Consider the following 23,169-nt stretch of genomic DNA (forward strand, 5'->3'; position numbering starts at 1 on the left):
GCGAATAATACGCCGACCTTGCAAAAAATGCAAGTTAAACTGAGATTTGGTACCGAGGACGGGACTTGAACCCGTAAGCCCTTTCGAGCACTACCACCTCAAGGTAGCGTGTCTACCAATTTCACCACCTCGGTACATCACTAGACTGCGACGTTGTTTTATCGCACTACAGCGTTGACGATCTTACTGCGGGATATCATTGCCCGGTGTTGCCGGTTTAGCTGGCTGAGTCTGCTGTTCAGACTGCGCCGGCGCAGTGAGGTTATCCCACTCGCTACCTTTGGCTGTTTTATTACTGTTCAGGTTACCCAGAACCAGGCTGATGATGAAGAACAGCGTAGCCAGTACCGCGGTCATACGAGTCATAAAGTTGCCAGACCCATTTGAACCAAACAGCGTACCAGAAGCGCCTGCACCGAATGAGGCTCCCATATCAGCGCCTTTGCCTTGCTGCAGCATGATCAAACCCACGAGGCCAATCGCTACAATAAGGAAAACAACTAACAGAGCTTCGTACATAATCAACCTGTTTCCTTGCGCGTATCTGCACAGTTAAAGCTTCAACCAATATCGATGGGGAGTCTCGTCATCACCCATCAGAAGCGGGTGTGAATACTAACCAAAGGCACATACCTCTGCAAGTGCAATTTTCACCATCGCTTTCGATTGCGGAAAAAAGCACCATCCCGGTGATTTTGCAGGCGGAAAGTTTAAAAACTCCCCGCCTGAAAACTTACACCGCTTTTACTGCATCCGCGATTTTATGCGCCAGCGCACTGACCTGCGCCTCATCTTCACCTTCCACCATCACACGAATCAGGGGTTCAGTGCCGGATTTGCGCAGCAACACGCGACCGCGTCCCGCAAGCGTTTTTTCAGCTTCCGCAGTGACAGCTTTCACGCTTTCGCTTTCCAGCGGATCGTGCTCGCCAGCGAAGCGCACATTGACCAGAATCTGCGGCAGCATTTTCATGCCACTGCACAGGTCGTGTAGCGTCATATGGTTGCGTACGATTGCAGTAAGCACTTGCAAACTTGCTACGATGCCGTCGCCGGTGGTGGTTTTATCCAGCAGAATGACGTGACCGGAGTTTTCGGCTCCTAGACGCCAGCCCTTCTCCTGCATTTTTTCCAGCACATAGCGGTCGCCCACTTTCGCACGGGTAAACGGAATACCCAGCTGTTTCAGTGCCAGTTCCAGACCCATGTTGCTCATTAACGTGCCCACCACGCCACCGCGCAGCTGGCCCTGACGCAGCCCTTCACGCGCAATGATGTAGAGAATTTGATCGCCATCGACTTTGTGACCTAAATGGTCAACCATCATGATGCGGTCGCCATCACCGTCGTACGCCAGTCCGAGATCGGCCTTCTCTTCCAACACGCGATGCTGCAGCAAACGCAGATCGGTCGCACCGCAATCTTTGTTGATGTTCATGCCATCCGGCTGCACGCCGATAGCAATCACATTCGCACCCAGCTCACGCAGCACATTAGGCGCAATGTGATACGTCGCGCCATTCGCACAATCGACCACAATCTTTAGCCCATTCAGGCTCAGCTCGCTTGGGAAAGTCCCTTTGCAGAACTCGATGTAACGACCAGCAGCATCGACAATGCGACTGGCGCGGCCCAGTTCAGCCGACTCTACGCAGGTGATCGGCTTTTCCATCTCCAGTTCGATGGCTTCTTCAACTTCATCCGGCAGCTTGGTACCTTCAGCCGAGAAGAATTTGATGCCATTGTCGTCAAAGGGATTATGAGAAGCTGAAATCACAATGCCCGCTTCCGCGCGGAAAGTGCGGGTCAGATAAGCAATTGCAGGTGTCGGCATCGGGCCGGTGAAAGCCGCCGACAATCCCGCCGCCGCCAGGCCAGCTTCCAGTGCCGATTCCAGCATATAGCCTGAAATACGCGTATCTTTACCAATCAATACTTTGCGTGAACCCTGGCGCGCCAGCACCTTACCCGCCGCCCAGCCCAACTTGAGGACAAAATCAGGGGTAATCGGTGCTTCACCGACTTTGCCGCGAATCCCATCTGTACCGAAATATTTACGATTACTCATGCTTTATCCTTTTGCTCTCCGTGTCGCTTCGACGACGCGCATCGCTTCGACAGTCTCTTTCACATCATGCACGCGAATAATTTGCGCCCCTTGCATGGCGGCAATCACCGCACAGCTGAGGCTTCCGGTCAGACGCTGGGCCGGACCGACATTTAGCAACTGCCCAACCATCGACTTGCGTGACATTCCTACCAACAGCGGTAAGCCGTAGTGGTGGAAATGGCTGAGGTTGGCCAGCAGTTCATAGTTGTGGCTGAGATTCTTACCGAAACCGAAGCCAGGATCGAGCATCAGATTATCTTTTTTGATGCCGGCTGCTTCACATCGCGCAATCTGTGCAGCGAAGTAAGCATCCACTTCGCTCACGATGTGGTTATATTCCGGTGCCTGCTGCATGGTGCGCGGTTCACCTTGCATATGCATCAGACACACCGGCAAGCCTGTTTCTGCCGCCGCCGCCAGCGCGCCCGGTTCGGACAAAGAACGAATGTCATTGATAATGTGAGCACCCACTCGCGCCGCTTCACGGATCACTTCTGGCTTGGAAGTATCGACCGAAATCCACACCTCAAAACGCTGCGCGATGGCTTCAACCACCGGAATAACGCGTGCCAGCTCCTCTTCCACGCTAACTTCATCAGCGCCCGGACGCGTTGATTCACCGCCCACATCAATAATGGTGGCACCGGCATTCACCATTTCATTGGTGTGCGTCAGCGCATCGACCAGCGTGTTGTGACTTCCACCATCAGAGAAAGAGTCCGGCGTGACATTCAAAATACCCATCACATGGGGAAAAGAGAGATCGAGATGGGAATCACGGGCGAACAACTTCATGGCGAGAATCTCCTTGAGGAATCACTGAATCACGGAATGTAAAAAACCCCGGACTGGCCGGGGTTTGCATTGTAACAAGTATTGCGGGAGGGAGAACTGGCGGTGAGCAACGCATCCCGCCAGAATGCCATCACATGATCTTGTCTGAACCCGGCGTTTTCGGGTCATCAACAGGACGTGGAGCCTGCGTAGAGTCGCCGTTACCCACAGCAACTTTCGCCTCTTCCCAACCTGCTGGTGGACGCACTTCGCGGCGTGCCATCAGATCGCTGATCTGCGGTGCATCGATGGTCTCATACTTCATCAGCGCGTCTTTCATCGCGTGAAGGATGTCCATGTTTTCATTCAGAATACGGCGTGCACGCTGGTAGTTGGTATCGATAAGGTGTTTAACTTCCTGATCGATAATGCGCGCCGTTTCATCTGACATGTGTTTTGCTTTCGCCACTGAGCGACCGAGGAACACTTCGCCCTCTTCTTCAGCGTAAAGCAATGGACCCAGCTTCTCAGAGAAGCCCCACTGCGTAACCATGTTGCGTGCTACGCTGGTCGCCATTTTGATGTCAGATGAAGCACCGGTAGAAACATAGTCCGGACCATAAATGATCTCTTCCGCCAGACGTCCGCCGTAAGCCACAGAAATACGGCTTTCCAGCTTCTGACGGTTGGCGCTGATCTCATCGCCTACTGGCAAGAAGAAAGCCACACCCAGAGCACGACCACGCGGAATGATGGTGACCTTGTGCACCGGATCGTAACCCGGAACCAGCGTACCCACGATCGCGTGACCCGCTTCATGATAAGCCGTCGATTCTTTCTGCTCTTCGGTCATCACCATGGAGCGACGTTCCGCACCCATCATGATTTTGTCTTTGGCTTTTTCAAACTCAACCATCGAAACAACACGCTTGTTGCCGCGAGCAGCAAACAGCGCAGCTTCGTTGACCAGGTTAGCCAAATCCGCACCGGAGAAACCAGGCGTACCACGTGCGATAACTGATGGATCCATATCGGTTGCCAGCGGCACACGACGCATATGGACTTTCAGAATCTGCTCACGACCACGCACGTCTGGCAGACCCACCACAACCTGACGGTCGAAGCGGCCTGGACGCAGCAGCGCCGGGTCAAGAACATCTGGACGGTTAGTTGCCGCGATAACGATGATGCCTTCATTACCTTCAAAGCCATCCATCTCAACCAGCATCTGGTTCAGCGTTTGTTCACGTTCATCGTGACCACCGCCTAAACCGGCGCCACGCTGACGGCCAACCGCATCGATTTCATCGATAAAGATGATGCACGGTGCCGCTTTCTTCGCTTGTTCGAACATGTCACGCACACGAGATGCACCGACACCGACAAACATTTCCACGAAGTCAGAACCGGAAATGGTAAAGAACGGGACTTTGGCTTCACCAGCAATCGCTTTCGCCAGCAGCGTTTTACCGGTACCCGGAGGGCCGACCATCAGGACGCCTTTCGGAATTTTACCGCCCAGCTTCTGGAAACGGCTCGGCTCACGCAGATACTCAACCAGCTCACCAACTTCTTCTTTGGCCTCATCACAACCGGCCACGTCAGCAAAAGTGGTTTTGATCTGATCTTCGGTCAGCATGCGGGCTTTGCTCTTGCCGAAGGACATCGCGCCCTTGCCGCCGCCGCCCTGCATCTGCCGCATAAAGAAGATCCACACGCCAATTAGCAGCAGCATTGGGAACCATGAGATGAAGATGGAAGCCAGCAGGCTTGGTTCTTCAGGCGGTTCGCCAACGACTTTGACGTTTTTGGTCAACAGGTTATCGAGTAACTTAGGATCGTTGACGGGGATATAGGTGGTGTATTTATTGCTGTCTTTTTTGACAACGTTAATCTCACGCCCGTTAATTCGTGCCTCGCGGACCTGATCTTGGTTCACTTCCGATAGGAAAGTTGAATAATCAACCCTACGGCCATTCGACTCGCTGGGCCCAAAGCTCTGGAATACAGACATCAGCACGACCGCGATGACTAACCAGAGAATCAGGTTTTTCGCCATGTCACTCAAGGGATTAACCTCATATTACAACGATGTTAACAGACAGCGTAGGGTACTATAGATCCTTCATACCTGGAATCGCAGTGCGGATGATTTTGCTTGTTTACCCTGAAACTCAGAATTACACATCAGAGTAAACGCATTGGTCGTCTTGCTTTGATTCCGGCAATTCGGGCTAAAGTTTGCGCCCCGTCGCCACAATGTACACTTCGCGCGAACGTAATCGCGAAGCGTCCGGCTTACGAATTTTTACTTTCGTAAACAGGGAGCGAATTTCCCGCAGGTATTCATCGAAGCCATCTCCCTGAAACACTTTCACGACAAAACTGCCGCCTGGGGCCAGGATATCCCGACACATTTCCAGCGCCAATTCTACCAAATACATCGAACGTGGAATATCAACCGCAGGTGTACCGCTCATGTTGGGTGCCATATCAGACATCACCACCTGCACCTTTTGGTCGCCAACGCGCTCCAGTAAGGCGTTAAGTACCGCCTCATCACGAAAGTCGCCCTGCAAAAAATCAACGCCGACAATCGGATCCATTGGTAACAGATCGCAGGCGATGATACGACCACTTGATCCGATAAGCTGAACCACATATTGCGACCAGCCGCCGGGTGCCGCACCGAGATCAACAACCGTCATCCCGGGTTTGAAAATCTTGTCACCCTGCTGAATTTCTTCAAGTTTAAACCAGGCACGCGAACGTAACCCTTTTTTCTGTGCCTGCAGCACATATTTATCGCTAAAGTGTTCCTGTAGCCAGCGACTGGAACTGGCCGAACGCTTTTTACCCGTCATAATTTTTCCAATTAAATCGTCATCGTAGCGATAAATCAGCACGCAATGGTTGCGTTGATTTGGCGATATACCCGAGATGGCGGTAGAATGAACCGTTTTCAATCCCTGAGTAAGCAAAAAATACGATGAATCTGAGTACCAAACAAAAACAGCACCTGAAAGGCCTTGCCCATCCGCTTAAGCCGGTTGTCATGCTGGGCGGAAATGGCCTTACCGAAGGCGTGCTTGCCGAAATCGAACTGGCGCTCGAACATCACGAATTGATCAAGGTAAAAATTGCCTCGGAAGATCGTGAAACTAAGCAGCTGATCGTGGACGCTATCGTGCGTGAAACTAAAGCAGGCAACGTACAGGTAATCGGCAACACGCTGGTGCTGTATCGCCCTGCCAAAGAGCGTAAAATTACTCTTCCGCGTTAATCATGCCTTTAAAGGCGGCGACGGGCAAAGAAAGTGCCACGCTCCTGCATGTGATAAAAGGCCGCAATGCGGCCTTTTTCCTTTCTTTACAAAATGCAGCGACATATTGCAAAGCGTAGCAATGTCTTAAAGGTATTCCACCTTCAGGACTTCATATTCCACATCCCCGCCTGGGGTTTTCACAATCGCGACATCGTCGGCTGATTTTCCAACCAATCCACGCGCCATCGGCGAATTCACTGAAATCAGGTTCTGCTTGAAGTCAGCTTCATCGTCACCCACGATGCGGTAGGTGAATTTTTCATCCGTATCCACATTAAGAATGGTAACGGTAGCGCCAAAAATCACGCGACCGGTTTTCGGCATGGCAGTCACATCAATGACTTGCGCATTGGAAAGCTTGGCTTCAATCTCCTGAATACGCCCCTCGCAGAAACCCTGTTCTTCGCGAGCCGCATGATATTCGGCATTCTCTTTCAAATCGCCGTGCTCACGGGCTGTGGCGATGGAGGCGATGATGCGCGGACGCTTCACAGTTTTCAGTTCGTTCAGCTCTTCGCGCAGCTTCTCAGCGCCTTTCAACGTCATCGGAATCTGATTCATTTTGGCTCCTCGTCATCTATCCTGGTTAACGGCGTCATCCTGACCGGTGACAGCAGAAAACAGCTTCTGCAGCGCGTTACCTCTTTTCACAAGCAAAAGAAGCCTGACCCGGAAAGCTTTCCGGGTCAGGTTCGGTTTTGCATTTTGATACGTATTTTACCCCAGAGTTCACTGTGGGTCATCGTTTACTTTGCACCGTCCGGGGACGTAGTATTGACGCCCTCACCCGTCAGTTACCGCGAGATTATGCGATTTTCACGACTTGTTACCGGATTAACCTGTGCGTTTATGCTGCAGGCACAAGCAGCTCCCGTTGAAGAATACATGCAGTATTTGCCAGACGGCGCAAACCTGGCGCTGATGGTACAAAAAGTGGGCGCATCCACCCCGATAATCGATTATCACGGCAAACAGATGGCGTTACCGGCCAGCACCATGAAAGTGGTGACAGCGCTGGCGGCTTTACTAGAGCTCGGGCCCGATTTTCGTTTCCAGACCACCATGGAAACCAAAGGAGCGGTCAATGATGGCACCCTGAATGGCGATTTAGTGGCACGATTTGGCGGCGATCCTACGCTGAGCCGCCAGGATCTGCGCAACATGGTTACTGCGCTGAAAAAGCAGGGCATCACCCATATTAAGGGCAATCTGGTGATCGACACCTCGGTGTTCGCCAGCCACGATATGGCGCCAGGCTGGCCGTGGAACGATTTGACGCAGTGCTTCAGTGCGCCACCTGCAGCGGCCATCGTCGATAAAAACTGTTTCTCCGTGTCGCTGTATAGCGCCAATACACCGGGCGAAAACGCCTTTGTGCGTATCGCCTCCTATTATCCGGCCCACATGTTCAGTCAGGTGCGCACCATTGGCCGCAACAGCGGTGACGGACAATATTGCGAGCTGGATGTGGTACCAGGCGAGCTCAATCGTTACACCTTAACCGGCTGCATGCGTCAACGTTCAGAGCCGCTACCGCTGGCCTTTGCCGTGCAGGATGGTGCTGCGTGGGCCGGTGAGATACTTAAAGCCGAACTGCGCGCCGCCGATATTGATTACAGCGGTCATCTGGTTCGCCAGGCGCAAGTGACGTCGCCGGGTACCGTGTTGGCTTCAACGCAATCAGCGCCGCTGCACACGCTGCTGCACACTATGCTGAAGAAGTCGGACAACATGATTGCCGACACCGTGTTCCGCACCATCGGCCATCATTACTTCAACGTGCCGGGCACCTTCCGCGCGGGTTCAGATGCGGTACGTCGTATTCTGCGCGAAAAAGCCGGGGTCGATCTCGGCAACAGCATTCAGGTTGATGGTTCCGGGCTGTCGCGTCATGACCTGATCGCGCCAGAGACCATGATGCAAGTGCTGCAATACATTGCGAAAAATGATTCGACGCTGAATTACATTTCGATGCTGCCGCTGGCCGGTTACGACGGCACGCTGCAATATCGCGGCGGTCTGCATGAAGCAGGGCTGGATGGCAAAGTCTCGGCGAAAACCGGTTCGCTGCAGGGCGTCTATAATCTGGCAGGATTCATCACCACCTCCAGCGGCGCGCGCGTCGCCTTTGTCCAGTTCCTGTCCGGTTACGCGGTACCGCCGGAAAATCAGAAAACGCGCCGCATTCCGCTGGTACGTTTTGAGAGCCGCCTCTATACGGATATCAACAAGAACAACTGATGAAACTGCTAATCGTTGAAGATGATGCGCTGTTGCAATCGGGCCTTGCGCAGGCGTTAAGCTCGCAAGGCTACGCCATCGACTGCGCCAGTACCGCCGCAGAGAGCAACGCGCTGCTGCGTAGCGGTCAGTACAGCCTGATCGTGCTCGATCTCGGCTTGCCGGATCGCGATGGAGCATCACTGCTGCGACAATGGCGACGTGACGGCATTGCGGTGCCGGTACTGATCCTCACGGCGCGCGATGCGCTGGAGGATCGCGTTGATGGTCTGGATGCCGGCGCTGACGATTATCTGGTGAAGCCGTTTGCATTGGTTGAACTGCAGGCACGCGTGCGGGCGCTCATCCGCCGTTATCAGGGCCACAGCGATAACCTGCTGCAACAGGGCGATCTGACACTCAATCTCAGTTCACAACAGGTTCTGCTGGAAGATCAGCCGCTGGAGATCACGCCCAAAGAGTTCGCACTGCTCACCCGCTTACTGATGCGCGTGGGGCAAAACGTACACCGCGAAACGCTGCAACAGGATCTCTACAGCTGGAATGACGATCCCGGCTCCAACACTCTCGAAGTTCACATCCACAATTTGCGTCGCAAGCTCGGGAAAGATCGCATAAAAACCGTGCGCGGCGTCGGTTACCGTCTGGAAATCCGCGAATGAACAGCATGCGTCAGCGGTTATTGATTATGCTGGCGCTGATTCTCCTCACCTGTCAGGTGATGAGCGCCATCTGGCTGTGGCATGAAAGCCGCGAGCAGATCAGTTTTTTAGTCAACGAAACGCTCTCCGCGCAGGCGCGTAACGATCGGGTAGAAAACGAGATCCGTGAAGCCATTGCCTCATTGTTGCTGCCTTCCTTAGTCATGGTCGCCCTCACCTTGCTGCTGTCGTTTTGGGCGATTAACTGGATTATTCGTCCGCTGAAATCGCTGCAGGACAGCCTTGCGCATCGTTCAGCGGATAATCTGACACCGTTGCCGATCTACTCCGAAATGGATGAGATCGTGGCGGTAACCACCTCGATCAACCAACTGTTTTCACGCCTCGATCACACGTTGCAGCAGGAACGCCTGTTCACTGCCGATGCGGCGCACGAGCTGCGCACGCCGCTGGCCGGATTGCGCCTGCATCTCGAGCTGCTCCACCAGCAGAACGTGCCGCAGAGCGAGATGCTAATTGAACGTATCGATCAGTTGATGCACACCGTGGAACAGTTGTTGATGTTATCGCGCGCCGGGCAAGCGCTGGCGGGCGGTCACTATCAGCAGTTGCAGTGGCAACAGGACATCATGCAGCCGCTGGAGCCAGAAATGACCGAGCTGTATCAACAGCGTCAGCAAATCCTGCACTGGCCGCAGAACGACGATGTGCCGCAGCAAGGTGAAGCGGTACTGCTGCGCCTGATGCTGCGCAATCTGCTGGAAAACGCCTCGCGCTACAGCCCGGAAGGCAGCGAAGTCGCGGTGAAGATGCAGCAGGACCAGCAGCAGGTGATCATCGAAGTGTGGGATCAGGGTCCCGGCATTGAAGCCGCCGCTGCGGAAGAGCTGACGCAGGCGTTTCGTCGTCGCGATCAGCGTTATGGCGGCAGCGGTTTGGGTTTGAATATCGTGCTGCGCATCGTGCAGATGCATCGCGGCAGGCTGGAGCTGGTGAACCGTGAAGATCGCAGCGGGCTGATTGCCCGCTGCTATTTACCGCATCAACTGATTGGCTAAGCGCCGTTAGAAGTGGGTATTCAGGCTCATAAAGTAAGTACGACCAGATTCGTTGTAGGTATTTGCACCCGCTCCATACAGATAAGAGTTGGTGTTGGCGTTACCGGTGGTTTGCGCATTACCTTCGCGATAGTGACGTTTATCGAACAGGTTATCGATGCCCACCGTGACGCTGGCGTACTTGTTGATATCGTAGGTACCGCTCATACCGATAATTGAGTAAGGACTCACTTTATCCGTTGCGCTGCCGGTCGAAAGATTCCCTTTGTAATCATACTTCTTCGGCGTCTGCGTGCCGTACCAGGTCAGCGTGGTTTGCAGCGACAGATCCTGCGTCGCCTGCCAGCTCAGCGTCGAATTCAGCGTGTATTCCGGAATCACCGATAAACGATCGCCGGTCTCTTTGTTCTTACTCTGCAGCATATAGGTGAAGTTGTTATTCCACATCACGCTGTCGGAGAACGGCACGTTGACGGTGCCTTCCAGCCCTTCCACCACCGCTTTCGGTACGTTTTCCCACTTATAAATATCCGTGGTGCCATTGGATGCTTTGCTCACAGGCGAGTAACCGGCTTCGATCTTGTTGCGATAATCGTTGCGGAACCAGGTTAAACCGGCCTGATAACCTTCGTGTTTCCACTCCAGACCAATCTCTTTGTTGATGCTGTTTTCCGCTTTCAGGTCGCTGTTACCCTGCAGATAACAGGCGCCGGTGCTGGCCGCACAACCCTGACCGTTGCTGTACAACAAGTAGTTCGGGTTGGTCTGATACAGGCTCGGCGCTTTATAGGCGCGACCAATCCCCATCTTCAGCGTGAAGTCATCGCCCAAACCTTGTGACAGGTTGAGCGACGGGCTCCAGTTATTGCCAACAATCGAGTGATGATCAAAACGCAGGCTTGGCGTCAGCATGGTGCTGTCGGTCAGCTCCATGTTGTCTTCCGCAAACAGCGAGAAAATCTCTGCCTGGGAATACGGGCTGCGACCGGTGTTATCGATGCCCGGCACCGCACCGTAGCTCGCCGCCTGCGTGTTGGAAGAGCCATCCTTCATGCGCTGCTGGTTCCATTCGGTACCCAGCGTCGCCGTTTGGTTAAACAGCAGCTCAAACGGAATGCTGACTTCGCTATGCAGCAGCACGTCATCCAGCTGAATGGTGTTGAAACCGCTGTTAGAGAAGATGCCTTCGGTGCCGCCGGCCAAACCTTCATTGATACGCGAGTTGCGGGTTTTCTCATAGCGCGCGTAGGTATTGGTGCTGACGCCGTTATCCCATGCGCCGGTCCATTTTAATGAGACGTTCTGGCGATACAGGCGGTTAGTTTCATCACCGTACAGGCTTTTCACCAGCGCGCTGGTGTTGGTGTTCTGCGTATCACCCGCATACAGGTTGCCCTGACGGCTGTAACCGGCCTGCAGCTCCAGCGTCTGCATCGGTGCAAACGCCCAGCTCAGCAAAGCATTAATATCTTTATTAACCGAACCTTCACGACCGGCCGGATAGCTGCCCGCATAGCTGCCAGTGCGCGCCGCCGCATGCCCTTCGTTGATGTCATAGGCATCGGCCTGGGTTTTGGCTAAACCACCGTACAAACGGAAGTTGAAATCATCGCCCAGCGGCCCTTCCAGACTGAAGTTAGTGCGCTTAGTGGCGCCTTCCGCTTTATGTTCCGGCACGTTGTAATAGGTGTTCCAGGAACCGTGCCATTGCTGATCGGTCTGTTTTTTAGTGATGATATTCACCACACCGCCCGCCGCGCCGTTACCGTAACGCACCGCAGCAGGTCCGCGAATCACGTCGATGTGATCGATCATCTCCGGCGGCACCCAGTTGGTGTCGCCACGCGTATCACGCTCGCCGCGCCAGCCAAGGCGCACCGAGTTGCGGCTGGTGATCGGCATGCCGTCCACCATGATCAAGGTGTTTTCCGGGCCCATACCACGAATATCGATCTGGCGATTGTTTCCGCGCTGGCCGCTGGTGGAGTTGCCGGTCAGGTTAACGCCGGGCATGGTACGGATAATTTCGGACACATCACGCGCGGGCGGATGTTTTTTGATTTCGTCGGCGGTAATGGTTGAGACGCCCGGCGCTTGCAGGTTCTGCTGCTGCGCGGTGACCATCAAAGTGCCGCCGTCCATTGATTGTGCGTCAGTCGTGCTGGCTGAGGTTTTGCTGGAGGAAGTCTCTGCTGCCCAGGCGCTGCTGGAAAGCAGTGAGGCGCTGAGCCCCAGTTCAATCAGAATGGCTAACGATAACCGTGAGTAATTTTTCATTTTATACGTTCCTGGATGGCCAGCAAAAAGCCGTTGGATGCTTAACTGGCGAGCCGGTGAGAAGATCCCTGTCCATATCGCGCCCAGTTCCAGACCCTTCAAACCATCCGTAGCGCAACCTTACCGAACGGTAAGCCTCTGGCGGAACAGGCGTGCTCATTTTTGAGCGCAGTCACCCTATTGCAAATGCAAATTATTATCAATAGTATTATTCATCAGGCTTATGTAAATCTCCGCGTAAACACCGACTGGCAGCCCTATGACCTGGCGAAATGATGTAACCGGCAGTGCAGCCTGGTGGCAGGCGCAACAATCCCAAGGCATTCCCCGCATTGAGTTAGCAGACGATGGCCAATGTCAGGTCACCTTCTTCTGGCGTGATCCGCAAGGCGACGAGACGCAATCGTCGACCCAGCGCGTGTGGATTAACATTACCGGCGTGACCGATCACCACCAGCGCCGCCCGCCGCAGTCGTTAATGCGTGTGGCGGGCACCAACGTCTGGTATTGGCAGACCTCGCTGCCCGCCAACTGGCGCGGCAGTTACTGTTTGATGCCCGATGAACAGGCCACGGACTTCACTGGCGTTGCCGACATGTCCACGCTGCGCAACTGGTGGCGCGACAAATTCCCGACGGCGCAGGCCGATCCTTTGAACAGCTTACGTGGCTGGTCCGGTGGTCGCGGCATGGGCGTCTCGCCGCTGCATCTGCCTCACGCGCCCGATCAACAGCTGTGGCAAGCGGTGGATAACGGCACAGCGCCAACCATTGAACTGCAACAGCAGCAATGGGATAGCGCGCTATTAGGCAACAGCCGCAAGGTGTGGATTTACACCACCGGCGCAGCCAATCCCGCACAGCGTCCGCTGGCCATCATGCTTGACGGGCAATTCTGGGCGCACAGCATGCCGATTGCCGGACCGCTGCAGCAGCTCACTGATGCCGGTTCTTTGCCGCCAGCGGTGTATCTGTTTATCGACATCATTGACCGCGAACACCGCAGCCGCGAGCTGCCGTGTAACGCGCAGTTTTGGCAAGCCATTCAGCAAGAACTGTTACCGCAAGTTGCACAATCAACGCCTTATCGCCAGCAGGCGCACAGTACCATCGTCGCCGGACAAAGCTTTGGCGGCCTGGCGTCGGTGTTTGCCGCGCTGCACTGGCCGGAAACCTTTGGCAACGCGCTCAGCTTATCGGGCTCCTTCTGGTGGCCGGAACGCGGCAATCCGCACGGCTGGCTGCTGCAGGCGCTGGATAACGGTCTTGCACCGCGTCAACCGCTGCGTTTCTGGCTCGAAGCGGGCAAACGCGAAGGCTTGATTCTGCAAGCTAATCAACAACTTAAACAGCAGCTTAGCGCTGCCGGCTATCAGGTGAATTACCTGCCGGTGGAAGGCGGCCATGACGCGCTCTGTTGGCGCGGCGGCCTGCTGAATGGCCTGCAAGCGCTGTGGAGCAAACCGGAGCATCCATGTCCGAATCCCTGATGAATAAGCCTATGACCGACCAACAAACCTTGCCGTTAGTCGCGGCACAGCCCGGCATCTGGATTGCCGATCAGCTGTCACCTCACCACAACGCTTACGCGGTGGCGCACTTTGTCGAACTGCGTGGTGAGATTGATAGCGCCCTGTTGGCGCAGGCGATCGTTGCGGGCATGCAGGAAGCCGACACGCTGAATATGGCCTTTGGTGAGGTGGAAGGCGAAGCCTTGCAGTGGCCGCAGCCACACGCCTTTAGCCTGCCGCAGATTGTCGATTTGCGCGCGGAGGCCGATGCGCCTGCCAAAGCGCGCGCGCTGATGCGTGACGACATGAATAGCGATCTGCGTGTATTGAGCGGCGCAAAGCTGTGGCATCACCGCCTGTTCCGTCTCGACGATCAGCATTGGTTTTGGTATCAGCGCTACCATCATTTGGTGGTGGATGGCTTCAGCTTTACCGCGCTGACGCGCCGCATCGCCAATCTCTACAGCGCGGCCGTACGCCAGCAAGCCGCTGAACCGACGCCGTTTATTCCGTTTAGCGAAGTGGTGGACGAGTATCAGCGCTACCGCGAATCCTCATCTTTTGCACGTGACAGCCAGTTCTGGCGCGAAAAAGGGTCGGCGCTGCCCTCACCGGCTTCGCTCTCGCCACTGCCGCTCGCCGGTCAACACGCCAGCACCGATCTGCTGCGCCATAGCGTTACGCTGGATCGCAGCACCTTCCAGACGCTGGTGCAGCAGCAACCGCACGCTAGCGCGGCCGATCTCGCCTTTGCGCTGGTGGCGCTGTGGCTGGCGCGTCTCAGCGGGCAAAACGACTTTGCCGCTGGCTTCATCTTTATGCGCCGCATCGGCTCGGCCGCCTTGTGCGCCACCGGTCCGGTGATCAACGTATTGCCGATGGCAATCCATTACGATCCCGTGCAGCCGATCGGCGCGCTCGCCGCGCAGCTGGCGGGTGAAGTGAAAAAGATGCGTCGTCATCAGCGCTATGACGCCGAACAGGTGCAGCGCGATCTCGGCCGCCTCGGCGATGGCGATCCGCTGTACGGTCCGGTGATCAACCTGAAGATGTTTGACTACCAGCTCGATTTCGCTGGCGTGGAAGGCATCACCCATCAACTGGCGTCCGGGCCGGTGCGCGATCTGGAGATCGCCATTTACATCAGCGAGCACGGTGAACTGACGCTGGAGCTGCTGGCCAATGCCGAACGCTACAGCGAACAAACTTTGCAGCGTCATGCCAGCCGCTTTGCCCTGCTGCTCGATCAGCTGGCGCAACAGCCGCAGCAGCCGTGCGGCGAACTCGATCTGCTCACTGCCGAAGAGCATGCGCAGATTGCCGCAATCAACCAAACCGCCTATCCGCTGCCAGCAGAAACGCTGGCGTCACTGTTAGCGCAGCAGGCGGCACGCACCCCCGATGCACCGGCGCTGGCCGATGCGCAGCATCAGCTTAGCTATCGCTCGATGCAACAGCAGGTGTTTGCGCTGGCCGCCGATCTCAGCGCCGCCGGCGTGCAGCGTGGCGATATTGTCGCCGTGGCGCTGCCGCGTTCAGTGCAGCTATCCCTGGCGCTACAGGCGATTGTTTCGCTCGGCGCTGCCTATTTGCCGCTCGATACGGGTTATCCGGATGACCGCTTACAGCTGATGCTGGAAGACGCCGCGCCAAAAACGCTGATCACCTGCGCAGCGCTCAGCGCACGTTTCAGCGCCATCGCGTCGGTCAATCAACTGCATTTTGATGTGCTGTATCACAATGCCCATGCACCGCAGCCGGCCAGCGCGCCGACGCCGCAGGATGGTGCCTACATCATTTACACCTCAGGTTCGACCGGTCGCCCTAAAGGCGTGCTGGTGGGGCATGAAGCCATCGTCAATCGCCTGTTGTGGATGCAGGATCGCTATCCGCTGCAAGCCGATGACGTGGTGCTGCAAAAAACGCCGAGCAGCTTCGACGTTTCGGTGTGGGAATTCTTCTGGCCGCTGCTGGTCGGTGCGCAGTTGGTGATGGCACCGCCAGAAGCCCATCGCGACCCGGAAGCGCTGCAGCAGCTGTTTGCCCGCTACCAAGTCACCACCACGCATTTCGTCCCCTCAATGCTGGCGGCCTTTGTCGCGGCGCTGGATGATCAACCGGCAATTGCCTGCTGCGCCAGCCTGCGTAACGTGTTCTGCAGCGGTGAAGCGCTGCCGACGGATTTATCGCGCGAGTGGGAAAAACTGACGCGCGTGCCGCTGCACAATCTGTATGGCCCAACCGAAGCGGCGGTGGATGTCAGCTGGTATCCGGCGTTTGGTGCTGCCCTGGCCGCCGTCGAAGGTGCCAGCGTGCCGATTGGTTTCCCGGTGTGGAATACCGGCCTGCGCATCCTTGATGCCCGCATGCAGCCGGTGCCGCCGGGCGTGGCGGGCGATCTCTACTTAACCGGCGTGCAGCTGGCGCATGGCTATCTCGGCCGTCCCGATCTTACTGCCAGCCGCTTTATCGCCGATCCTTTCATGCCCGGCGAGCGCATGTATCTCACCGGCGACGTGGCGCGCTGGCTGGATAACGGTGCGGTGGAATATCTCGGTCGCAGCGACGATCAGCTGAAGATTCGCGGTCAGCGTATCGAACTGAATGAGATCGATCATGTGCTCAGCGCGCAGCCCGGCATTGAGCAGGCGGTCACACACGCGGTGGTGCTTGGCGGCACGGCAGCGCAAGGTGATGCGCGTCAGCTGGTCGGTTACGTGATTGCCGGGCAGCCGGTTGATCGCGACGCGCTGCGTCAGGCGCTGGCGCAACGCTTGCCCGCGCATATGGTGCCGGTAGCTATTGTGCAGCTCGATGCCTTCCCGCTCAGCAGCAATGGCAAGCTGGATCGCAAAGCGCTGCCGTTGCCCGCATCCGCCGGCGTCAGTGCGGGACGTGCACCGCACGCTGGGCTGGAAACCACCTTAGCTAATGCTTTCTGTCAGCTGCTGGCGCGCGAGGAAATCAGCGCGCAGGATGACTTTTTCTCCCTCGGCGGCCATTCGCTGCTGGCGATGCGCTTAGCGGCGCAGCTGCGCCGTGAGCTGCAACAGCCGGTGTCGGTGGGACAAATCATGGTGGCCTCCACTGTGGAGAAGCTGGCAACGCTGCTCAGTGATACGCAGTCACATCAGCAAGCCGGTTTCGAAGCGGTGCTGCCGCTGCGTCAGGGCAACGGACCAACGCTGTTCTGCTTCCATCCGGCGTCGGGGTTTGCCTGGCAGTTCAGCATCCTGCAGCGTTATCTCGATGCGCGCTGGTCGCTGGTCGGCATTCAGTCGCCGGATATCAGCAGCCCGCTGAACCAAAGCGCGCATCTGGATGACGTGTGCGACGCCCATCTGCAAACCCTGCGCGACGTGCAGCCGCACGGACCTTACTATTTCCTCGGCTATTCGCTTGGCGGAACCCTGGCGCAGGGCATCGCGGCACGGCTGGAAGCGGCCGGTGAAGAGGTGGCGTTCCTCGGCCTGCTGGATACCTGGCCACCAGAAACGCAAAACTGGGATGAGAAACGCGGCGAGAACGTGCTGGATCCGGCGGTGCTGGAAGAGGTGAACCGCGAGCGCGAGCAGTTTATCGCCGCGCAGCGCCATCAGGCCGGTGAAGAGATGCGCGCGATGTTCGACACCATCGAGGCCAACTACGCCAGTTCGGTGCGCCTGCTGGCGACCGCACGCAGCGCGCGTTTCAACGGTCGCGCCACGCTGTTCCTCGCCGAACAGACGCAGCAGCCAGGACAAGATGCGCGCCGCGCCTGGACACCGTATGTTGGTGAACTGGAAGTGTGGCCGATGGATTGCGCCCACGTGGAGATCATTTCACCGCAGATGTTTGAGCAGATTGGCCCGTTGTTGCAGCGGTTGTTGGGATAGCGATCTTTCCCTCACCCTAACCCTCTCCCGCAAGCGGGAGAGGGAACAATCAGGAGCCGCTGACGGGAGAGGGAATGTTTAGGTGTGGTAACGGGTGTAACATACAAGCTGGGTCGGCCCCTTCTCCCGCAAGCGGGAGAAGGCTGGGATGAGGGCCCGCGCGCACCGTGTTTAATTATCCCCCGCGCCCCAGCGGCACAATCATCGGCGTATGCGCCACCGGATCGTCCACAATCACGCAGCGCAAGCCATACACCTGCTCGATCAACGCGGGCGTCACGATCTCCGACGGCTTCCCTTCGGCGACAATCCTGCCGTCACGCATCGCAATCAAATGCGTGGCATAGCGACAAGCGTGATTGAGATCGTGCAGCACCACCACCAGCGTTCGCCCATGCTGTTGATTCAGCTCCTGCATCAATTCCAGCAGCTCAATTTGATGGGTGATATCCAGCCAGGTGGTCGGTTCGTCCAGCAGCAGCAGCGGCGTTTCCTGCGCCAGCACCATGGCAATCCACACGCGCTGACGCTGACCGCCCGATAACGTATCCACCGACTGCTGGGCCAAATCGGCCACGCCGGTGGCGCGCATCGCGTTCTGCACCGCCGCTTCATCTTCCGCACGCCAGCGACCAAACAGCGCCTGATGCGGATAACGTCCGCGCGCCACCAGCTCGGTGACGCTGATGCCCGCCGGCGCGTTGGAACTTTGCGGCAGCAAACCCAAACGCCTCGCCACTTCTTTGGTGGGATAGCTGGCAATGGCCGCGCCATCCAGCAACACCTCACCTTTTAACGGCGTATGCAAGCGACTCAACGTGCGCAGCAGCGTCGATTTTCCGCAGGCGTTAGGGCCGATAATCACCGTCAGCTCACCTTGCGGAATCGTCACTGACAGATTCTCTGCCACCACCTTTTTGTCATAGCCCAGCGTTAGGCTATCGCCGCGCAGACGTGAAGGGATATCGGTCATTGGCGTCGCGCCTCCCGCACCAGTAAAGCGATCAGATAAAGTCCACCGAGAATGACGGTTATCACGCCAACCGGTAATTGATAAGGCAGGAACAGATGCTGCGCGGCGAAGTCTGCGGCAATCAGCAACAGCGCGCCGCACAGCGCCGCCAGCGGCAAGGCACCTTTAACGCCGCCGCCGAGACGACGGGCAATCTGCGGCGCCAGCAGCGCGACAAACGAAATCGGCCCGACCAGCGCGGTTGACGCCGCCGTGAGCACCACGCCAATCAGCATCAGCCACATGCGGCTGCGCTCCACAGGCACGCCAAGCGCGCAGGCGGTATCGTCGCCCATCTCCAGCAAACGCATCCGCCGCGCCAGCAGCGCCATCAACAGTAACGCCAGCAGCAGCACCGCAATCACCGGCGGCGTTTTTGCCCAGGTAATGCCGTTGAGCGATCCGGCGCTCCACAAACCCGCACTCAGCGCCGACTCCAGCGAGGCGTTGATAATCAGCCAGGAATTCAACGCCATCAGCAGCGCGCGCACGCTGATGCCGACGATAATCAGCCGGAAGGTCTCTACGCCGTTGCGCCAGGCAAACAGATAGACCAGCGCCGCCGTGGCGATGCCGCCAATCAACGCTGCGCCGGTCATCGCCGTGACGCTTTGATTAAACAGCACCAGCGCCACCAGCACGCCGCTGTAAGCGCCGGTGTTGAAACCGAGAATGTCCGGGCTGCCAAGCGGATTACGCAGCAGCGACTGGAAAATCGCGCCGCTGATGCCTAACGCCGCACCAATCAGCAGCGCCATTAGCACGCGCGGCAAGCGCCATTCCAGCACGATCAGTTTGACGTTGCTGGCGCCCTGCCCGAGCAGAATTTGCCAGATTTGATCACCGCTGATCTGCAATGCACCGCGCGTCATCGCCAGATAAGCCAGCAGAGCGCAGGCGCACAGCAGCCAAAGCGTATGTAACCCGACACGACGCGTCATAGTGCACCCCGGCCCAATTTACGGCGCACCAGCACAATCAGCATCGGCGCACCGAGCATCGCCGTGACGATGGAAACCCGCAGCTCGCCCGCCACCAGCAGGCGGCCAAGGATATCGGCGGCGAGCAGCAAAATCGGCGTGATCAGCGCGGTCGCAGGCAGCATCCAGCGGTGATCGTTGCCCACCAGCCAGCGGGCAAAGTGCGGCGTCATCAAACCGACAAACGCAATCGGGCCCACCGCCGCCGTGGCTGCGCCGCACAGCAGCGCAATCGCCAGCAGGCCCAGCAGTTGGGTGCGCGCCACCCGCGTACCGAGCGCGGTCGCCATGTCGCCACCCATACTCAAACTGTTCAGCGCCTGCGATAGCGCAATGGCGACCACACTGCCGATCAGCACTGCTGGGAACAGCGTGCGCAGCGTAGTGAAATTGCGAATATCCAGCGAGCCGCTGTGCCAGAAGCGCAGATGATCGTAGATGTCGGGATTGAGCAGCGACAGGCCAGAAGTTAATCCTTCCAGCACCGCGCCCAGCGCCACGCCGGCCAGCGTCAGACGCACCGGATTGACGCGCCCGCCGCCAATCGCGCCGGTCATCGCCACCAGCACGGACGCCAGCAGCGCGCCGCCAAAGGCGAAGCCGAGCCAATCCACCGGCGAGTCAGCACCGAACAGCGCAATGCCAATTACCACCGCGAAACCTGCTCCGGCGTTGACGCCAAGAATGCCGGGATCGGCCAGCGGATTGCGCGTCAGGCTCTGCATCAACGCACCAGCGAGGCCGAGCGCCACGCCCGCCAGCAAACCGGCCAGCGTACGCGGCAGGCGCGCGTCACGCACGATGACGCACTCCGCGCTGTGACAGGAGGTGGTAAGCGAATGATAAACATCGGGAAGCGGTATTGATTTTGCCCCCAGCATTAAGCTGAGCGCAATGAGGAGCAAGAGCAGAATCCCTGAGCCTGCTAATGCACGAATCTGGCGCATAGCGTTCTAAACCTTCACTGTTCAACGTCGTCGCATGCGCGATGTAACTTGATAATGGTTATCGTTATTACTCGCGTTTAGCTATGTTACCATGACTCGCCTCGCGGACGATGAGGAAAATTGGTGCAATAAGGCGAACACATGAACAAATCTTCCCACTTTATCGATCTCTCGCTGCTGAAAACTCACCCGGCTTTTCGCGCGGTGTTTATCGCGCGTTTTATCTCGATTGTCGCGCTCGGCATGCTCGCTGTGGCGGTGCCGGTGCAGATTCAGCACATGACCCATTCACCGCTGCTGGTGGGCTTGGCGGTGACGCTGGCCGCTGCCGGCATGTTTATCGGCCTGCTCACCGGCGGCGTTTTGGCGGATCGCCATGAACGCAAAAAGCTGATTTTGTTTGCCCGGTCCACCTGCGGCTTAGGTTTTATCGCGCTGGCCATTAACGCCGCGCTGCCAGAACCCTCTCTGATCGCGGTTTATCTGCTGGGTTTCTGGGATGGCTTTTTCGGCGCGATTGGCGTCACCGCGCTGCTGGCGGCGACGCCCGCGCTGGTCGGTAGGGAAAACATTATGCAGGCGGGCGCTATCACCATGTTGACGGTGCGCTTCGGCTCCATTTTATCGCCCGCGATTGCCGGTCTGGTGATTGCTCACGGCGGCGTGACGTGGAACTACGCACTCGCTGCCTTTGGCACCTTACTTACCGTGTTAACGCTGCTGAAATTGCCCACTTTGCCGCCGCCGCCACAACCGCGTGAACATCCGCTGAAATCCCTCGCGGCTGGCGTGCAGTTTCTTTTCGCCAGTCCGATTGTCGGCATGGTGGCGCTGATTGGCGCATTAGTCACGCTGGCCAGCGCGGTGCGCGTGCTCTATCCGTCGCTCGCGCCGCATTGGTCTGTGAGCGCTGACCAGCTTGGCCTGATGTATGCCGCCGTGCCGCTCGGCGCAGCTATCGGCGCGTTCACCAGCGGTAAACTGAAACACGCCGCGCGTCCCGGACAGCTGGTGCTCGGCAGTGCGATTGCAGCGTTTGTCGCGCTGGGTTTGTTTAGCCTGATGCCGAACCTGCCGTTGGCGTTGGCCTGCTTAGTCGCTTTCGGTTACTTCAGCGCCATCAACAGCCTGGTGCAGTACGCGATGATTCAGGCATTAACGCCAGATCATCTGTTAGGCCGCATCAACGGCTTGTGGACCGCGCAGAACGTGACCGGCGATGCGATTGGTGCGGCGGTGATTGGTGCGATGGGTTCATGGTTGCTGCCACCGCAGGCCGCCGCGGTATTTGGCTTTACGGCGGCGCTGCTCGGCATCGTGATGTGGTGGGTGATGGGCCGTTTACGTCGTTACCATCCGCCAGCACCGGAGCTGACGGAACAGGCATCATGATTTAACGAACAGCTTCTCCAGGCGCGCCAGCAGATTGCTGGCGCTGTAGTAATCAAGACGGAAGGAATCGACGCCCAGCTCGTAAACCTGCTTGCCCTGCACCGCCGCGTTTTGCGCAAGGAACGGATTGCTCATCACCGATTGCGTGGTTTTATCGTCAGCGGCGAACAGCAGGAAGGTTTTACCGGTCAGGCCGCTGGCAACGTTTTCGCCCGACAGCTGAATGATGTCTTTGCGCTGTCCCATGCTGTGTCCCTGCTCAACCGTCGCCGGTGGCGTTGCCAGGGTGAAGCCAAGTTGTTCCAGCAGCTTGCCCTGCGCCGAAGCCGCGGTCCACACATTGACTGCGCGTCCGCCGCCGTTCCATACCATGGCGGAGACCGGCTGCGGTGGCAGCGTGATGGCTTTTTTCAGCGCCGCTTCACGATCGTCGAAAGCTTTAATACGTTGCGCCGCCTGCGCTTCATGCCCGGTCGCCTGGCCTAACTGCGTGACGACATCCTGCCAGCTTTTGTCGTCGTAATTGACCACCAGCGTCGGTGCAATAGCCGAAAACTGTTCGGCGAGCTTGATGGCAGAATCGTTGCCGGTGGCGCTGACGATAATCAGATCCGGCGCTTGCGCGGCAACCGCTTCGGCATTCGGCTCACCGATGTACAGGCGTTGAAGATGCTGCTTTTTAGCAACGTCGCTCCACTGGCGGAAGAAGCCCTGATCGTCGGCCAGGCGACTGTTCGGCGCAGTCGCGCCGGAAGCAATCACCGGCGCATCAATGGCCAGCAGCGATCCGGTCAGCGTGACGCTGGTCGAGACAATGCGCTGCGGCGCGTGATTGAGCGTAATCGATCCGTTGGCACCCTGAACGGTGCGCGGCCAACCCTGTTCCGCATGAGCGACGCTAGTGAAAATCTGGAAAACACCTATAAGGGCTGCAATGCCCCAAAAACCGCATTTATTCATAAGTTTTGGTCCACTTTTTAGCATATTGCCCTGCTGAGCGTCAGCG

The 23,169-nt window shown here is 57.3% G+C and carries 18 protein-coding genes and 1 tRNA gene; 7 read left to right on the forward strand and 12 right to left on the reverse strand.

The features are described from left to right. Window positions 1–47 precede the first annotated feature (47 nt). The 6 genes from IB226_RS13255 to rlmE all read right to left on the reverse strand — a co-directional run bounded on the left by IB226_RS13255 (window position 48) and on the right by rlmE (window position 5,748). Window positions 48–134: transfer RNA gene (locus IB226_RS13255), tRNA-Leu, on the reverse strand. A 49-nt stretch (window positions 135–183) separates the two neighbouring features. Next, window positions 184–519 (reverse strand): preprotein translocase subunit SecG, encoded by a 336-nt coding sequence (gene secG, locus IB226_RS13260; protein ID WP_007886689.1) that lies wholly within the window; start codon window positions 517–519, stop codon window positions 184–186. 214 nt (window positions 520–733) lie between these two features. After that, complete coding sequence (gene glmM / locus IB226_RS13265) at window positions 734–2,068, reverse strand: phosphoglucosamine mutase (protein ID WP_101762253.1); 1,335 nt, start codon at window positions 2,066–2,068, stop codon at window positions 734–736. Window positions 2,069–2,071: 3 nt separating this feature from the next. Continuing rightward, window positions 2,072–2,905: a dihydropteroate synthase gene (folP, locus tag IB226_RS13270; protein WP_192235860.1), complete on the reverse strand. Its 834-nt coding sequence runs from the start codon at window positions 2,903–2,905 to the stop codon at window positions 2,072–2,074. A gap of 130 nt (window positions 2,906–3,035) precedes the next feature. Further along, window positions 3,036–4,943 carry an ATP-dependent zinc metalloprotease FtsH gene (ftsH, locus tag IB226_RS13275; protein WP_036620266.1) on the reverse strand — a complete coding sequence of 636 codons (1,908 nt, stop codon included), beginning with the start codon at window positions 4,941–4,943 and terminating at the stop codon, window positions 3,036–3,038. Between the two features lie 175 nt (window positions 4,944–5,118). Beyond that, window positions 5,119–5,748, reverse strand: a complete 630-nt coding sequence (rlmE, locus tag IB226_RS13280; protein WP_007886684.1) for a 23S rRNA (uridine(2552)-2'-O)-methyltransferase RlmE — start codon at window positions 5,746–5,748, stop codon at window positions 5,119–5,121. Window positions 5,749–5,873: 125 nt separating this feature from the next. Here rlmE and yhbY point away from each other — a divergent pair, with 125 nt between their 5' ends. Next, window positions 5,874–6,167: a ribosome assembly RNA-binding protein YhbY gene (yhbY, locus tag IB226_RS13285; protein WP_007886683.1), complete on the forward strand. Its 294-nt coding sequence runs from the start codon at window positions 5,874–5,876 to the stop codon at window positions 6,165–6,167. 126 nt (window positions 6,168–6,293) lie between these two features. On the opposite strand, the gene greA is transcribed toward yhbY, so the two are convergent. Further along, a complete protein-coding gene (gene greA / locus IB226_RS13290) occupies window positions 6,294–6,770 on the reverse strand; it encodes a transcription elongation factor GreA (protein ID WP_192235862.1) in 477 nt (158 codons plus the stop codon). Window positions 6,771–7,016: 246 nt separating this feature from the next. Here greA and dacB point away from each other — a divergent pair, with 246 nt between their 5' ends. The 3 genes from dacB to pmrB are packed head-to-tail and all read left to right on the forward strand — an operon-like array spanning window position 7,017 to window position 10,170. Beyond that, window positions 7,017–8,450 (forward strand): serine-type D-Ala-D-Ala carboxypeptidase, encoded by a 1,434-nt coding sequence (dacB, locus tag IB226_RS13295; RefSeq protein WP_137386837.1) that lies wholly within the window; start codon window positions 7,017–7,019, stop codon window positions 8,448–8,450. Then, the gene (pmrA, locus tag IB226_RS13300; protein ID WP_101762257.1) at window positions 8,450–9,112 is read left to right on the forward strand and encodes a two-component system response regulator PmrA; all 663 of its coding nucleotides are present in this window, start codon (window positions 8,450–8,452) and stop codon (window positions 9,110–9,112) included. The genes dacB and pmrA overlap by 1 nt, the downstream gene beginning before the upstream one ends. Continuing rightward, window positions 9,109–10,170 carry a two-component system sensor histidine kinase PmrB gene (gene pmrB / locus IB226_RS13305; RefSeq protein ID WP_101762258.1) on the forward strand — a complete coding sequence of 354 codons (1,062 nt, stop codon included), beginning with the start codon at window positions 9,109–9,111 and terminating at the stop codon, window positions 10,168–10,170. The genes pmrA and pmrB overlap by 4 nt, the downstream gene beginning before the upstream one ends. 6 nt (window positions 10,171–10,176) lie before the next feature. Here pmrB and IB226_RS13310 read toward each other — a convergent pair whose 3' ends face one another. Continuing rightward, a complete protein-coding gene (locus IB226_RS13310) occupies window positions 10,177–12,447 on the reverse strand; it encodes a TonB-dependent siderophore receptor (RefSeq protein WP_110868070.1) in 2,271 nt (756 codons plus the stop codon). A gap of 259 nt (window positions 12,448–12,706) precedes the next feature. Between IB226_RS13310 and fes the strand changes: the two genes are divergently transcribed. Both fes and IB226_RS13320 read left to right on the forward strand, forming a co-directional pair. After that, window positions 12,707–13,936 carry an enterochelin esterase gene (gene fes, locus IB226_RS13315; RefSeq protein WP_192235864.1) on the forward strand — a complete coding sequence of 410 codons (1,230 nt, stop codon included), beginning with the start codon at window positions 12,707–12,709 and terminating at the stop codon, window positions 13,934–13,936. After that, window positions 13,921–17,832: an enterobactin synthase subunit F gene (locus IB226_RS13320; protein WP_192235866.1), complete on the forward strand. Its 3,912-nt coding sequence runs from the start codon at window positions 13,921–13,923 to the stop codon at window positions 17,830–17,832. The genes fes and IB226_RS13320 overlap by 16 nt, the downstream gene beginning before the upstream one ends. A gap of 175 nt (window positions 17,833–18,007) precedes the next feature. On the opposite strand, the gene IB226_RS13325 is transcribed toward IB226_RS13320, so the two are convergent. The 3 genes from IB226_RS13325 to fepD are packed head-to-tail and all read right to left on the reverse strand — an operon-like array spanning window position 18,008 to window position 20,771. Continuing rightward, window positions 18,008–18,805, reverse strand: a complete 798-nt coding sequence (locus IB226_RS13325) for an ATP-binding cassette domain-containing protein (protein WP_110868073.1) — start codon at window positions 18,803–18,805, stop codon at window positions 18,008–18,010. Beyond that, window positions 18,802–19,785, reverse strand: coding sequence for an iron-enterobactin ABC transporter permease (gene fepG, locus IB226_RS13330; protein ID WP_192235868.1), 984 nt, complete (start codon window positions 19,783–19,785; stop codon window positions 18,802–18,804). Before fepG ends, IB226_RS13325 begins: the two co-directional genes overlap by 4 nt. Then, window positions 19,782–20,771, reverse strand: a complete 990-nt coding sequence (gene fepD / locus IB226_RS13335) for a Fe(3+)-siderophore ABC transporter permease (RefSeq protein ID WP_192235870.1) — start codon at window positions 20,769–20,771, stop codon at window positions 19,782–19,784. Before fepD ends, fepG begins: the two co-directional genes overlap by 4 nt. Window positions 20,772–20,912: 141 nt before the next feature. On the opposite strand from fepD, the gene entS reads away from it, so the two are divergent. After that, entirely contained in the window at window positions 20,913–22,163 is a 1,251-nt protein-coding gene (gene entS / locus IB226_RS13340) for an enterobactin transporter EntS (protein WP_192235872.1), read from the forward strand. Here entS and fepB read toward each other — a convergent pair. After that, on the reverse strand, window positions 22,158–23,123 hold the full coding sequence (gene fepB, locus IB226_RS13345; RefSeq protein WP_192235874.1) for a Fe2+-enterobactin ABC transporter substrate-binding protein: 966 nt from the start codon (window positions 23,121–23,123) through the stop codon (window positions 22,158–22,160). The genes entS and fepB overlap by 6 nt on opposite strands. Between the last annotated feature and the right edge of the window lie 46 nt (window positions 23,124–23,169).

It is taken from the genome of Pantoea sp. PNT03, from assembly GCF_014852515.1.
Lineage (GTDB): Bacteria > Pseudomonadota > Gammaproteobacteria > Enterobacterales > Enterobacteriaceae > Pantoea > Pantoea leporis.

Bases quoted from the DNA above. Each gene is read 5' to 3' on its own strand.
- secG (WP_007886689.1), bottom strand. From the start codon at position 519: ATGTACGAAGCTCTGTTAGTTGTTTTCCTTATTGTAGCGATTGGCCTC.
- glmM (WP_101762253.1), bottom strand. From the start codon at position 2,068: ATGAGTAATCGTAAATATTTCGGTACAGATGGGATTCGCGGCAAAGTC.
- folP (WP_192235860.1), bottom strand. From the start codon at position 2,905: ATGAAGTTGTTCGCCCGTGATTCCCATCTCGATCTCTCTTTTCCCCAT.
- ftsH (WP_036620266.1), bottom strand. From the start codon at position 4,943: ATGGCGAAAAACCTGATTCTCTGGTTAGTCATCGCGGTCGTGCTGATG.
- rlmE (WP_007886684.1), bottom strand. From the start codon at position 5,748: ATGACGGGTAAAAAGCGTTCGGCCAGTTCCAGTCGCTGGCTACAGGAA.
- yhbY (WP_007886683.1), top strand. From the start codon at position 5,874: ATGAATCTGAGTACCAAACAAAAACAGCACCTGAAAGGCCTTGCCCAT.
- greA (WP_192235862.1), bottom strand. From the start codon at position 6,770: ATGAATCAGATTCCGATGACGTTGAAAGGCGCTGAGAAGCTGCGCGAA.
- dacB (WP_137386837.1), top strand. From the start codon at position 7,017: ATGCGATTTTCACGACTTGTTACCGGATTAACCTGTGCGTTTATGCTG.
- pmrA (WP_101762257.1), top strand. From the start codon at position 8,450: ATGAAACTGCTAATCGTTGAAGATGATGCGCTGTTGCAATCGGGCCTT.
- pmrB (WP_101762258.1), top strand. From the start codon at position 9,109: ATGAACAGCATGCGTCAGCGGTTATTGATTATGCTGGCGCTGATTCTC.
- IB226_RS13310 (WP_110868070.1), bottom strand. From the start codon at position 12,447: ATGAAAAATTACTCACGGTTATCGTTAGCCATTCTGATTGAACTGGGG.
- fes (WP_192235864.1), top strand. From the start codon at position 12,707: ATGACCTGGCGAAATGATGTAACCGGCAGTGCAGCCTGGTGGCAGGCG.
- IB226_RS13320 (WP_192235866.1), top strand. From the start codon at position 13,921: ATGTCCGAATCCCTGATGAATAAGCCTATGACCGACCAACAAACCTTG.
- IB226_RS13325 (WP_110868073.1), bottom strand. From the start codon at position 18,805: ATGACCGATATCCCTTCACGTCTGCGCGGCGATAGCCTAACGCTGGGC.
- fepG (WP_192235868.1), bottom strand. From the start codon at position 19,785: ATGACGCGTCGTGTCGGGTTACATACGCTTTGGCTGCTGTGCGCCTGC.
- fepD (WP_192235870.1), bottom strand. From the start codon at position 20,771: ATGCGCCAGATTCGTGCATTAGCAGGCTCAGGGATTCTGCTCTTGCTC.
- entS (WP_192235872.1), top strand. From the start codon at position 20,913: ATGAACAAATCTTCCCACTTTATCGATCTCTCGCTGCTGAAAACTCAC.
- fepB (WP_192235874.1), bottom strand. From the start codon at position 23,123: ATGAATAAATGCGGTTTTTGGGGCATTGCAGCCCTTATAGGTGTTTTC.